The organism is Terribacillus halophilus (assembly GCF_900162685.1).
Lineage (GTDB): Bacteria > Bacillota > Bacilli > Bacillales > Amphibacillaceae > Terribacillus > Terribacillus halophilus_A.
Window position 1 is genome coordinate 348,786 of sequence record NZ_LT727828.1, and the last position, 13,069, is coordinate 361,854.

The window sequence follows — 13,069 nt, forward strand, 5'->3', positions numbered from 1 at the left end:
TGAAAAAAGACCTGGTAAGAACGTGAGCAATTATGTTTGTGTAGTTTTGGCTCTGTGCTAAAATCATTTTATTGTGAAAAAGGGGTGTCCTAATGAAAATAGAAGTATGGTCAGATTATGTCTGTCCTTTTTGTTATATAGGGAAACAAAAGCTGGAGCTTGCGCTAGAGCAGTTCGAGCATAGAGGTCAAGTGGAAGTAGTATTCAAAGCATTTGAGCTGGACCCGAATGCGGGTGTCTACAATGGAAAGAGCATTCACGAGGCGCTTGCAGAGAAATACGGCATGACAATTGAACAGGCCAAAATGAATAATGAACAAATTGGGCAGCATGCTGCCGAAGTTGGTCTTACATTTAATTTTGAGGAAATGAAGCCGACAAATACACTTCAAGCCCACCGCTTGGCAAAGTTTGCCGAAACACAAGGGAAAGAAAAAGAGCTTACGGATAACTTGCTTTATGCGTATTTTACGGAATCGAAGAATCTTAGTGAGAAAGAAACACTTCTTGCTATCGCCGAAGCTTCTGGATTAGACCGAGATGCTGCTGCAAAGGTGCTTGACAATGAGTCGCTTCACTTAGACGAAGTACGAGCTGATGAAAGACTTGCGCAGCAATATGGGATATCTGGTGTACCTTTCTTCATCTTTAATGACAAATACACCATCTCTGGTGCACAGCCGATGGAAACATTTATCGGTGCGATTAATCAAGTATGGAAAGAAGAGAATGAACAGCCGAAATTCCAAAACTTTGGATCCGCAGATACTGGTGTATGCAAAGATGATAACTGTTCTATATAAGTAAAGGCCCTGCAGCAACTGCTGCAGGGCCTTTTTCAATCCTAAAAAAGGTGAATATGCCTCTTATAAGGATGATACGGCAATATAACGGCGGATATCTAAGAATGGCATGGATTACATAACAACCTGGTGGAATTAGGCAACTCAATCCTGTTTATAGCAGTATTATGGCATTTTCCGATAAAAGGAAAGTCCTGTAACATAATAAGAGTAAGTTTGAGAAATGACTGAGCGGGAATAAGAATAAAGTTGTGTTTAGAAAATAAGCTCGTTCAGTCAAATAAAAACAATTTCAAGGGAGTGGTTTGTTGGAAACCGATATTAGAAAACCGTCGTTTCTGTACGCAATGATGATGATTTTATCTGTTGTGGCAGTAGTATCCGTAGGAATTTTGGCTTTTGATGCACCGATTCAAATACTGATGTTCATCAGCATGCTGGTCATCATCCCATATATGCTAAAACTTGGATTTACGTATAAGCAAATTGAAAAATCCATGGCAAAGGCAATGGGAAGAGCATTGATGCCCGGTGTTATTCTTTTGACCGTCGGCATTTTAATCGGTGCATGGATCGCCTCCGGAACTGTGCCAACATTAATCTATTATGGTGTGCAGGCAATAACACCGCAGTTCTTCTTAGTAACAACACTATTGTTCTGTTCGCTTGTCTCTGTCTCAACAGGTACTAGCTGGGGAACAGTAGGTACAGCGGGTGTTGCGATGATGGGTGTCGGTACGGCGCTTGGTATTCCGGTAGGATTGACAGGCGGAGCAATTGTCAGCGGAGCTTTCTTCGGTGATAAAATGTCTCCATTATCAGATACAACAAACTTAGCACCTGCTGTGACAGGCGGGGATTTATTTAAGCATATTAAGCATTTGCTATGGACGACTGTACCATCTTATCTCATTACAGCTGGTATCTTCTTGTTTATCGGCTTGCGTTATAACGGAGCAGGAGCGGACTCAGCGAGTGTTAACCAGCTGACAGCTTATTTAGCTGATAACTTCCACTTAGGTATCGTGCCATTGCTTCCAATTGTCGTGCTGATTACCTTGCTTGTTATGAAAAAGCCAGCTATTCCATCTATCTTTGCTGGTGCAGCAGTTGGCGGTTTGATCGCAATCTTCTATCAAGGGTTTGGTTTTGCAGAGACACTTACAACGTTTTATAGCGGATATGCAGTAGAATCAGGCATTTCAGTTGTTGATACGCTTCTGATGCGCGGCGGATTGACTAGTATGCTGGAATTGATTGCACTCTTCCTATTCGCGCTTGGATTAGGTGGTCTATTAGCAGATGCTGGTGTACTGGAAGCACTTATTGCATCATTTGCTTCTAAAATTAAACATACTGGCGTGCTGACAGTTGTGACGCTAGCAGTAAGTTATTTGACGCTCGTTTTGGGTGGTACCGTGTACTTCTCCACTGTGATGGGCGGAACGCTAATGCGACCAATATTCGAACGACTGAATTTGGAACCAGAGAACTTGTCTCGAATTCTGGAAGATACCGGAACACTTAGTTCACCATTAGTACCTTGGACCGGTGGAGGAATTTACGCTGCGGGTGCACTTGGTATTGCAACTGTCACTTACCTGCCATTCTGTTTCCTCGCCTTCATAACGCCAATGTTCACCCTGCTGTATGGTATAACAGGCTGGACAATGAAAGAGAAGAAAGCTGCAGTAAAACAGAAGAAACCGAAAGTGAAAATTGCAGAAGCGTAATAACGATGGGAGAGCACTGCCTTCATAGGGGAGTGCTCTTTTTTAAAAAAGTTATAATCAATATAGGCTGAGACAAATAAAAAACACCTTCAAGGTTGAAAACGGACGATTGTTATCCTAAATAATCCTTGGAGGTGTTTTTTCTATGGGAACTAGAGTCAGTTATCCAGTGGAGATAAAAATGAAGGCAGTTGAAATGAAATTGGCAGGCGTACCTGTAAAAGAAATTGCATGATACATATAATCTATTGTTGTTGTTGGATAAAAAGTATACTGACTTCGAGAAAGAAGATTTTGTCGATGCTTGCAATAAAGTACAGGGTTTATTGTCAGCAATCAAGAATATCAATGTAAAAAAGCCATTGGATATGTATATTAATACTTTAACTTTCATTAGAAAGAAGTATAATGTTCCATACAGAAGAACGGATATTTTTAATAGTTTTAAGACTGATTATGGAAAAGTGGAAGGTGACGAGATACATCACACTTATGAGCCTAATGCATGACTATAAAATAGTTGCTTAATTATAGAAAATCTCTGCTAGAAGAGACTGGGACAAACGAGATTAAATCAGTATAAAAGCGAACGTTTAATACATCATACTTTTACTTAATTTCTCTGACGGCTGCTGCCTCTCCAACTCTTGCTGTTACCGTTGGACAAGAATAGCTTTTAAAGTAAGACACCGACAAGAAAATTGCTTCTTATTTTCGAGGAGTCTTCCTATTCCGCCTACACTTAGGGAATACACAAATCAGCGTAGGAAATACACGGAGACTCCCGCGGGAGGAAGGCTAGGGGAGACCCCGCAGTGCGTTTTTTTGCACGAGGAGGCTCACCAGCCGCCCGCAGGAAAGCGGAGTGTATTTCCGAAGCGGTGCTCTCATCTTAGTTTCTAATCAAAAAAATCCAAACAATTCTGCTGTTAATTGCAGTATTGTTTGGATTTTTATATAGCTTAAACTGTTATGTCCCAGTCTCTTACTTTTTCATGCCACCAAAATAGACACTTATAGTTGCTAAAGCTGTTCCTCTTATACCTGTTAATCTAATTAGTCTGTAAAAGGAGAAGGAAATCACTTATCTTGTGTGTAATTAATGCTTTAATGGCGGAGATTGTTTGTTTGTCTCTTTCAGACTAACATGGACTTTTAAGTCAGAAGAGATGGAAGCATAAAAGACTTGATTCAACCCGATGATTCCTCTGTCTGCCAGCTGTGCACGAAGCCATGTCTCATCCAATTGAAGATAAGCAAGAACTTCTTGTTCAATCTTACCCTCTACAATGGCGGAATACGTCATGGTGGGGTTACGCTGCTTCTCATTGGAGACTTTTAGGACACTGATTGTACCATTTGGCTCGACAATGGCGAGCTGCACTTCGCTGATATCAAAAACATCTTTTTGACGGAGCATGAATAAAACGTTATCGATAGAGTATTGGATTTTCTCCATATTTTCATATATGAAAACTCCATCTTCCATTACAACCGTAGGGTTGAAGGTGAGAAGTCGTCCGACTGTACGATTGGAGATTTTCCATTTGCCGATAGCTTTTTGAAATAAGCCAATGGCCACAATAGCTACTGCTGTAGGCAGATGATGTATCGCAGGATCCGCAATATCTGCACCGACAACGGCACCTAATATGACAACAATCAAAAAGTCAAATACAGGCATTTCTCCAATTGCGCGTTTTCCCATATACAAGGTTACGAAAAGCATGAGCGGGATAATGGTGACTATCCGGGCGAGGACAATGATATTATCGTGTATAAAATTTGGCATTGTGCAGCTCCTTTCAACTTACAGCATCTCCAGTCAGAGCGGCTTCCAAAACTAGTGCTATGAAATAGATAGAACAAAGTAAGGAACTGAAAAGAGAGAAGGAGAGATGATCAGCATGCACAAGCAAGAAATTTTATTCGACATGAATAAGCTCCAGAAACAAGCAGCATACCTGACGTTTGGATTGATGTTAGCAGCTAGTTTTGTTTATTTTATGATTCATGGAATGGAGATTTACATAACCTTAACGGGATGTGCAGTATTCTTTTTGCTAACTGGCCTGGGAATTGTCCTGCATGAGTTTTTGCATGGCATCGGATTTATCTGTTTTGGTAAAGTCCGGCTGAAAGAGGTGAAATACGGCATTCTTTGGAAGCAGGGGGTTGCTTATGCACACTGCCAAGTTCCAATTAAATTGCGCGCCTATCGCATTGCACTGCTGCTGCCTGTAATTCTGACAGGACTAATTCCGCTCCTGATAGCCTATATAATTGGAAATGGCATGCTGCTCACTGTTTCGGTCATTTTAACAGCTGGCGGTATTGGAGATTGGCTCGTATTCCGCAGCTTAATGAAATATGACGCTAGTCAGCGGGTACTGGATCATCCGACCAAGGTAGGGTACTTTATTTATACAAATACATCGGAAGATAAAGAGAAAACAACATAAACTTTCTCCTGAACAAATGGTAAAAATTGAAACTCCTATTAGGCATAAATTCTTTTGATTTGGGGAATGGAATAGTAACAAAGAAAGCTGCTAGGAGGTTATAAGTTATGACGATACAACCAATTGATACTACTAATCTGGCAAAAGGCATCGGACCGAATGTCTCTCCAGAGGCATTCACAAATGATAAACGCAAGATATTCTTGTTCGGTTCACCAAGCTATACAAATATAGGTGACCAAGCAATTGCATACAGCATTGAACAGTTTATCACGAGCCGTTTCCCTTATTATGAATACATTGAAATTATGGACTATGCGACAGATGAGGGAATTGAATTTGTTAAGAAGATTATTCATGAAGATGATATTGTGATGTTCACTGGCGGCGGAAATCTTGGAAGTCTGTACTTAGATATAGAAGAAGATCGCCGCAAAGTCTTCACTGCTTTCAAGGATTACAAATCTATTTCCATGCCGCAGTCTGTATTCTTTGAGGATAACGAGCGTGGGGAGCAGGAGAAGAAGAAAACACAAGATGCTTATCATCAGAATAAAAATCTGACAATCGCTGCCAGAGAGAATCAAACGCTCGATATTGTTAGACAGACATTTGATTCCGAAGTGATCTATACACCGGATATGGTCATGTCACTCGATTATGTGCCTCGCCAGAAAGAACGTGAAGGTGTTATGTTCTTCCTTCGCGCGGATAAAGAAAAGGTGATGGAGGAAGACTTTGTTGCCGAATTAATGGAGTGGACGAAAAAATATGGCTCTGTGGATCGTGCAGATACCGTTCTAGATGAGAATATCGTGCCAACGATTGATTACGCAGACCGTGAGAAGCATTTCCTTGAGATGCTGGATCTTATTAGTTCTAAGAAGTTAATTGTTACAGATCGCCTGCATGCCATGATCTTCTCTATTCTCACAAAGACCCCTTGCTTGGTCTTCGGTAACAGCTACGGAAAAGCGAAGCACTCTTATCAAGACTGGCTCGATCCTATTCGATTTGTTGAATATACAGATTCCAAAGATGTAGAGTTGTTAGAACAATTAGCAGAGAAATTAATGCAGGAAGAACAAAATGAAGTAGATCTGCGTAAAGACTATCAGCCTTTAATTGATTTCTTCCGCAGTTGAACGGAAAGCTAGAATCTTAAGATTCTAGCTTTTTTTGTATGTGTTCGCATAATTAATCCAAAAATATTATGAATATACGGTTGTATTATTATGATTATAGTTGTATATTTATTACACAATATACAATCACGATTCGTTCTAACAAGGGAGTACAACTAGATGAACAGTTCACAAGAATTGCAGCAGCAGTCTGCGCATAAAAAGAAACCAAAACACTTTAATGTTTACGTGATGATCTTTGCATTCATTCTTATAGCTGCATTATTAACTTATATTGTTCCAGGCGGAGCATACGACCGTGTGGAACAGGATGGCCGCAGTGTTATCTTGCCTGAAACATTCCATTATATTGATGGAGAGCATATTGGCTTGCTTGGTATATTCAGTAGTATTCATACCGGTATGGTAAACGGAGCTAATATCATTTTCTTCGTCTTGATTGTGGGTGGAGCATTCGGTATCTTTACAGCAACAGGAGCATTGGATGCTTTCATTCACATGCTTTCCCGAAAGATGGCGAATAAAGAGAAGTTATTGATTCCCGTGCTCATGCTATTCTTCGCAGCAGCTGGAGCCTTAATGGGAATGTCAGATGAGACGATTGTGTACGTAGCAATAGTGGCACCGATGGCGATTGCGCTTGGGTTTGATGCGCTTACAGGATTTGCAATTGTTGTTCTTGGAGCTGGTGTCGGATTTACGGCAGCAGTAATGAATCCATTTACAGTTGGGATTGCCCAAGGAATTTCGGAGCTGCCGACATTCTCAGGTATGGGATTCCGTATTGTTGTCTTCATTGTTTTATACTTGGCTGCCGTCTTTTATGTAATGCGGTATGCGAGTAAAGTGAAGAAAAACCCAGAACTCGGAGAATATGGGGGATTTAGCCGAAAGGTAGATACTACTGCTTGGAAACAGACTGAAAAAATGACGACACGTCACAAACTAGTTTTAACTGCTTTCTTGGTTAATTATGTTGTATTGATTATCGGCGTATTAAAATACGGCTGGTATATCACAGAAATCGCAGGACTGTTTCTGTTGTTTGGCTTATTAATGGGTATTTTGGGAGGTATCTCCTTCTCAGGTATTGCCGATAACTTTATCCTTGGAGCGAAGCACTTGCTTGGCGGTGCATTAATTATTGGATTTGCACAAGCAATTCTCGTTATTTTTAATACATCGGGTATGATGGACACGCTTCTTTATCATGCAGCAGGTGCACTTGGAGATATTCCGGCTTCTTTATCGGCTGTCGGCATGCTGTTCTTGCAAACAGCGATTAATTTCTTCGTACCATCTGGAAGCGGACAAGCAGCACTGACAATGCCGCTAATGGCGCCTCTAGCCGATATGATAGGGGTAACAAGACAGACGGCGGTGCTGGCTTATCAATTTGGCGACGGACTTTCCAATACCATCTTGCCAACAGGCAATATCATTGCACAGCTGGCGATTGCTGGCATCGGCTATGGGAAATGGGTAAAGTGGTTTCTGCCGTTCTTTTTAATTGAAATTGGCATTGCCATTATCGCTCTCATTGTAGCCCAAGTAATCCAATATGGACCGTTTTAATAAAAGGAGTAATCAATATGATAGTAGATAAATTAGTTGACCAGGCGATTCAAGATCGCCGTCATTTTCACCAATATCCAGAGCTTTCTGGAAAAGAATACGAGACAGGAAAGTATGTCCAATCTAGACTTGAAAAGCTTGGCATTGAAATTCTAGATTTTCAGCCGCCAAGTGTGGTTGGTTATGTGAAAGGCACAAAGGGAGATAAAACAATTGCGCTTCGTGCGGATATGGATGCCCTCCCGATAGTAGAAGAAGGCGACAAACCTTATATTTCTAAACATCATGGTGTTTCTCATATGTGCGGTCATGATGGACATACAGCTATTCTGCTGGCGGTAGCAGAGTGGACTTCGCTGCATCGTGAGAAAATAGAACCGAATATCGTATTTCTGTTCCAATCATCGGAAGAGGCTTCGCCAAGCGGTGCCGATAAACTGATTAAAGAAGGTGTGCTGGAAGGTGTCGACAGCATCTATGGGATCCATGTTGATGCAGATCTGGAGAAAGGGCAATTTGGGACACGTCCTGGTGCGATGATGGCATCTGTTGACGACTTTGAGATTAAAATTCAAGGTTCCGGCGGCCATGCGTCAACACCGCATTTGACAGTAGACCCGATTTATATCGCAACACACGTTATCCAATCCTTGCAAAGCATTATCAGCCGTAAGCTCAATCCAATGGACGCTAGCGTCATCTCCGTCGGAAAGATAGAAGCAGGAAACACGTACAATGTGATTCCAGATTCAGCTAAGATTATCGGGACAATGCGCTCCTTTTCTACAGAAGCGGTGCAAACAATCCAAGAACAGATTACCAAGCTGACGACAGGCATTTGTGAATCATTCGGCGCAACAGCAGAAGTCGAGTTTATTGTCGGCACACCACCGCTCGTCAACGATGAACAAGAAGCAGCATTTGCAGAAAAAGTATTGCAAGATACATTTGGTGCAGAACGATACGAAGAGCTTGAACCAGTAATGGGCTCGGAAGATTTTTCTTACTACTTACAGAAAATCCCGGGGGTATTCATTAAGGTCGGTATGCAAGGAGAGAAAAGTCAGTATCCGCACCACCATCCGAAGTTTGATATTGATGAAGATGTGTTCGGGGATGCGATTGAAGTGTTCTTGAAACTGATACAACATAGCTAACAAGGTAAGCTAGAGAGGGAGTTTTCCTTTTCTAGTTTTTTGTTATTTGCTAGCTTAAATGTATCGTTATAATAGGAGGAAAGAACTCGTAGAAAGCGACAAGCTGGATAAACAACTTTCATTAGGAGGAGTCAGCGCATGCTTATATATAATAAATTAGTACGTGATTATATTCCTTAGATCATTGAACAGGCCGGCAGGGTTCCCGAAGTGAAACTACTTGATCAGGCAAGTTACACAGAGGCACTGAAATTAAAACTTCTGGAGGAAGCAAATGAACTCCGATCTGCCGAAGAAAAAACTGAAATAGTAGAAGAAGCGGAAACGAGGCGGGTTTAAGGAAAGGCTGTTTTTATTGGAGGTACATGATTGAGTCTTAAGTTAAGAGTCGGAGAACTTCGGACAGTTTATATAACCGATGTGGATATCTGGCGCATCTTCAAACGTAACAGAAACCTCCATGTTATTAGGATCTATAAATAGCGATTTTGGCTATATATACCAATGGATATTCAAGGTTAATTTTACAATGTATGGGTATAAAAACTGTAACGGGAAAGGATTTAGTCAAAATTACCCTATTAAGACCCGTATTTATAAGAAAAAAGTCTTGCGATGATTTCTCGAAATCCTTAACATAGTAAAAGTGTGAAATTATTACATAACTATGTATTGGAGAGATCGCAATGAAAAAAGTACTTATTGGCATGCTTCTTTTAATGGTCATCGTTTTAGCAGCATGTGGAAAACCGAATATTGAAGGGACATGGAAAGGTGAAGATTCATATGGTGATTCTCTCATTTTTATGTTCTTTGATGATGGAACAGCAACTGTGGCAGATGACATGGAAGGCGAAATGGATATGGAATACAGCATCAATGATGAAGGTGATGAACTTACACTAACATTTGAAGGGGAAGGCGCAACTCTTGGATTTGAGCAGAAAAGCAAGGATGTAATTAGATTAACAAATCCTGAGGATGCTGATGATGATCCAATTACACTAACGAAACAATAAGAAAAAGCTGACCAGATCGGTCAGCTTTTCTTATGCGTTTAAGCACTTCTAAAGCTTCACTTGGGGGGCTAGAAGAAAGCTAGTTTTATATAAACTGAAGCTCGTTGTCACAGTAGCTTTAACTGACGTAATCTATAAAGGTAAGCCTTAGCTATCTTCCACGAGCTGAGGCCTTCCTTTTATACGTATTGGTTCATCCATGAAGTGACCTGTTCAAGCAGATCAACTCGATAAGATGGTTTGCCGCTCTTCAGCAAGGTATGATTGGATGCTGGGTATCGGATCAATTTTGTTGTTTTGTCCCAGCGCTTCAATGCGGTATAGAGCTCATCTGCTTGGCTGACTGGGCAGCGTAAATCTGCTTCTCCGTGAATGAGGAGCAGCGGTGTTTCGATATCTTGTACGTGTGCGATAGGAGAGCGTTCCCATAGTCTATCGGAATTCTCCCAGATGTTTCCGCCAACAATTCCTTCTGTGTATGCAATGCCAATATCACTTGTGTTGTAAAAGGATACCCAGTTAGAGATACAACGCTGAGAGACAGCTGCTTTGAATTTGTTTGTTTGGCCGATGATCCAATTGGTCATTAATCCGCCGTAACTTCCGCCTGCAACGCCGATACGAGATTGATCCACAAATGGGTAGGTATTCTGTGCATATGTAAGTCCGCTCATAATATCGCGGTAATCTCCATTGCCAAAGTCACCGCGGCAAGCTTGGGTCAGCGCTTGATTATAGCCGACACTGCCTCTCGGATTAAGGAAAAGTACCGCGTATCCTTGTGCGGTCAGAGCCTGGAACTCATAACTGTACATATTGGTATAAGCAGAATGTGGCCCGCCATGGATTTGCAGGATAAGCGGTACTTTTCCAAGTGTGATCTCCGCAGGCGGCATCATCCATCCTTGCAGCTTAGTGCCGTCAAAGGAGGTGAACCAAAATTCTTCTGGTATGCTTTGCCATGTAGCTTCATGAAATGCGGTATGGCAATTTGTAAGCTGTTCTTCTGTCATCGTTTCCAAGTCCAGCTGATAAATCTCACTAAGACTGGTCGGTGTGAGTGCTGCATAAATAAGATAGCGTCCATCTGCACTGATCGTCGCATCATAGATGTCTTTTTCTCCTGGTGTTACCTGGATGGGGGCATCCCCAGCAAAACGGTGAATATGTACTTGTCCATGCTTGGTAACAAGCGCATAAATTGCTTTGCTGACAGGATGAACAATTGGTGCTGTGTAAGCATCCGAAAACTTCGCATCATTTAGAGAAGCGCTCCCGATATGCATATCCTCGGTATGAAACAGTTCTGGAGTGCCGCTTGTTCCAAGTCGGTAAAGCCGCTCAGAAGTACCGCTGCCGAATGCTTGGTTATTTGCAATCAGCATAAAGGTCTGCTCGTCTGCATTGTAGGTGAACTTTTGAATCGACAAGCTGGAATCTGACTTTTTTGTAATAGCGCAATCCTGAATTGCAATTGTGTAAAGATCTTGTATCTGTTTATCTCGTCGATTATAGGCATCTTTGCCTGACAGAGATCCCGCTGTGAAGGCGATCTGTTTGCCGTCTGGAAGCCATTGTGCATTTTTAACGTGGAACGCGCCATCTGTTAGCTGGGCAATGCTGTTATCTGCCACACGGAACAAAAATAGATGGGTGTAAGTACCGGAGTAAAAACCTGTGCCTTCTTGTTTGAAATAGACTTGTTCATACACATGTCCAAAATTGTTGGGGTTCACCTGCTTAGCCGGATCTGCATGAATAGCTGCAGTGAATAACAGATGTGAACCATCGGGTGACCATTGATAGGAAAGAATGGATGCGGGGTAATCAAGTAACTGTGCCATGTTTCCTTGCGCATCCTGCATCCAGATTGCTTTTTTCTCTTTTCCGCGAAGGAAAGTGAGTGTGCCGTCAGGTGACCAAGATGGAAATGAATCAAAGCCATCACCAGGTATGGTTTCGATGATTGAATTGCTGATTGTTTTGATAGTTGTGTAATAGCTGTTTGTTTCTTTATTGATACTGCGATCCACATAGGCGATCGTGCTGTCAGAATGAACAGTTAAACCGGATAGCCAATGGTGATCCAGCAGATCTTCCGGGGTGAAATAACGCTTTGCCATAGTTGAAATGCCTCCCTGTCTATTTGCCATTTATTGTATCGAAATATAGAGGAATGGGACAACATAAACTACTATGGCAAAGTGCAGAACAGGCTCGTGTATTAGCTGAATGCTTCCATCGTTAAATCACTGTTTACTCCTATAGCGGCGAGGGATCCGTTTGCCGCAGCGAGGATGAGCTGGGAAGGGCCGGCAATAGTAGAGTCGCCTGCAGCATAAACACCAGAAATAGAAGTTCTGCCTAAATTATCGACTTTAATTCCGCCATTAGCGTCCGTATCATAACCAAGCGAAGAGGCGAAATTATGCGGCTGTGAGAGTTCTGTTATTACAAATCCTCCAGTGCGTTCCAATTCTTTTCCACTTTCCAAGACCACCTTTTTTAATATCCCAGCAGATCCCTCCAGCTTAGGTATCTTTTCTTCTACGACACGAATGTCATGTTTTTGAAGCATTGCTTTATCTTCATCGGGGATAATGGACAGCCCATTTGTGCAAACAATTAAATCCTTACTCCATTGCGAAATTACCTTTGCCATATGTGCGCCATGTTTGTGTTCTGCAATTAACACTAATGGCTGATCACGTAACTCCCACCCATCGCAATAAGGACAGCTGAACAGACTCTTTCCATACATATCATATATGCCTGGTATATTCGGTAAACTCTCACTTAGTCCGGTTGCGAGGATGACTTTTTTGGCGGAAAATGTTTCGCCACTCTGTGTTTGGAGTTGAAATGCAGATTCACCAGTTTTTTCAATCGTCACAACCTCCATATTATGAATAGTAATAGAAGGATATTTACGCAAGTCATTGTGTGCGAAGCTGCGAAACTCGCTTGGAGAAACCCCATCTCTTGTAATAAAACCGTGGGACTCGTGCGTCACAGCATTTCTCGGCTTGGCATGATCAAATAACACAATATTTCTTCTGGCTCTTCCTAATACAAGTGCAGCATTTAATCCAGCTGGACCGCCGCCTATAATGGCACAATCTAACATGTTCATTCCTCCTGTGGATATTATGGATTGTTGTTATCTTTAAATAGA

The 13,069-nt window shown here is 41.7% G+C and carries 11 protein-coding genes; 8 read left to right on the forward strand and 3 right to left on the reverse strand.

Features of this window, described 5'->3' with window-relative positions:
• Positions 1-92: 92 nt before the first annotated feature.
• Together B1K52_RS06530 and nhaC are read left to right on the forward strand one after the other, a co-directional pair.
• Positions 93-803 carry a DsbA family oxidoreductase gene (locus B1K52_RS06530; protein ID WP_077306523.1) on the forward strand — a complete coding sequence of 237 codons (711 nt, stop codon included), beginning with the start codon at positions 93-95 and terminating at the stop codon, positions 801-803.
• 308 nt (positions 804-1,111) lie between these two features.
• Entirely contained in the window at positions 1,112-2,536 is a 1,425-nt protein-coding gene (gene nhaC, locus B1K52_RS06535) for a Na+/H+ antiporter NhaC (protein ID WP_077306525.1), read from the forward strand.
• A gap of 1,099 nt (positions 2,537-3,635) precedes the next feature.
• Here the strand turns inward: nhaC and B1K52_RS06550 are convergent.
• Positions 3,636-4,328, reverse strand: coding sequence for a DUF421 domain-containing protein (locus tag B1K52_RS06550; protein WP_077306528.1), 693 nt, complete (start codon positions 4,326-4,328; stop codon positions 3,636-3,638).
• A 115-nt stretch (positions 4,329-4,443) separates the two neighbouring features.
• On the opposite strand from B1K52_RS06550, the gene B1K52_RS06555 reads away from it, so the two are divergent.
• The 6 genes from B1K52_RS06555 (at position 4,444) to B1K52_RS06575 (ending at position 9,894) form a co-directional block, all read left to right on the forward strand.
• Positions 4,444-4,998 (forward strand): DUF3267 domain-containing protein, encoded by a 555-nt coding sequence (locus tag B1K52_RS06555; protein ID WP_179106487.1) that lies wholly within the window; start codon positions 4,444-4,446, stop codon positions 4,996-4,998.
• Positions 4,999-5,105: 107 nt separating this feature from the next.
• Positions 5,106-6,143 carry a polysaccharide pyruvyl transferase family protein gene (locus B1K52_RS06560; RefSeq protein ID WP_077306532.1) on the forward strand — a complete coding sequence of 346 codons (1,038 nt, stop codon included), beginning with the start codon at positions 5,106-5,108 and terminating at the stop codon, positions 6,141-6,143.
• 159 nt (positions 6,144-6,302) lie between these two features.
• Positions 6,303-7,718: a YfcC family protein gene (locus tag B1K52_RS06565; RefSeq protein WP_077306534.1), complete on the forward strand. Its 1,416-nt coding sequence runs from the start codon at positions 6,303-6,305 to the stop codon at positions 7,716-7,718.
• A 17-nt stretch (positions 7,719-7,735) separates the two neighbouring features.
• Positions 7,736-8,875, forward strand: a complete 1,140-nt coding sequence (locus B1K52_RS06570) for a M20 metallopeptidase family protein (RefSeq protein ID WP_077306536.1) — start codon at positions 7,736-7,738, stop codon at positions 8,873-8,875.
• A gap of 210 nt (positions 8,876-9,085) precedes the next feature.
• Positions 9,086-9,214, forward strand: a complete 129-nt coding sequence (locus B1K52_RS18225; protein WP_256855856.1) for a hypothetical protein — start codon at positions 9,086-9,088, stop codon at positions 9,212-9,214.
• A 347-nt stretch (positions 9,215-9,561) separates the two neighbouring features.
• Positions 9,562-9,894, forward strand: coding sequence for a hypothetical protein (locus B1K52_RS06575; protein ID WP_077306539.1), 333 nt, complete (start codon positions 9,562-9,564; stop codon positions 9,892-9,894).
• Between the two features lie 179 nt (positions 9,895-10,073).
• Here the strand turns inward: B1K52_RS06575 and B1K52_RS06580 are convergent, their stop codons facing one another.
• Positions 10,074-12,017 (reverse strand): S9 family peptidase, encoded by a 1,944-nt coding sequence (locus tag B1K52_RS06580; RefSeq protein WP_179106488.1) that lies wholly within the window; start codon positions 12,015-12,017, stop codon positions 10,074-10,076.
• A 101-nt stretch (positions 12,018-12,118) separates the two neighbouring features.
• Complete coding sequence (locus B1K52_RS06585) at positions 12,119-13,021, reverse strand: NAD(P)/FAD-dependent oxidoreductase (protein WP_143588849.1); 903 nt, start codon at positions 13,019-13,021, stop codon at positions 12,119-12,121.
• Positions 13,022-13,069: the final 48 nt, after the last annotated feature.

What these genes read in the sequence shown, in the direction of transcription:
- B1K52_RS06530 (WP_077306523.1), top strand. Translation starts at nt 93, where the DNA reads ATGAAAATAGAAGTATGGTCAGATTATGTCTGTCCTTTTTGTTATATA.
- B1K52_RS06550 (WP_077306528.1), bottom strand. Translation starts at nt 4,328, where the DNA reads ATGCCAAATTTTATACACGATAATATCATTGTCCTCGCCCGGATAGTC.
- B1K52_RS06555 (WP_179106487.1), top strand. Translation starts at nt 4,444, where the DNA reads ATGCACAAGCAAGAAATTTTATTCGACATGAATAAGCTCCAGAAACAA.
- B1K52_RS06560 (WP_077306532.1), top strand. Translation starts at nt 5,106, where the DNA reads ATGACGATACAACCAATTGATACTACTAATCTGGCAAAAGGCATCGGA.
- B1K52_RS06565 (WP_077306534.1), top strand. Translation starts at nt 6,303, where the DNA reads ATGAACAGTTCACAAGAATTGCAGCAGCAGTCTGCGCATAAAAAGAAA.
- B1K52_RS06570 (WP_077306536.1), top strand. Translation starts at nt 7,736, where the DNA reads ATGATAGTAGATAAATTAGTTGACCAGGCGATTCAAGATCGCCGTCAT.
- B1K52_RS06575 (WP_077306539.1), top strand. Translation starts at nt 9,562, where the DNA reads ATGAAAAAAGTACTTATTGGCATGCTTCTTTTAATGGTCATCGTTTTA.
- B1K52_RS06580 (WP_179106488.1), bottom strand. Translation starts at nt 12,017, where the DNA reads ATGGCAAAGCGTTATTTCACCCCGGAAGATCTGCTGGATCACCATTGG.
- B1K52_RS06585 (WP_143588849.1), bottom strand. Translation starts at nt 13,021, where the DNA reads ATGTTAGATTGTGCCATTATAGGCGGCGGTCCAGCTGGATTAAATGCT.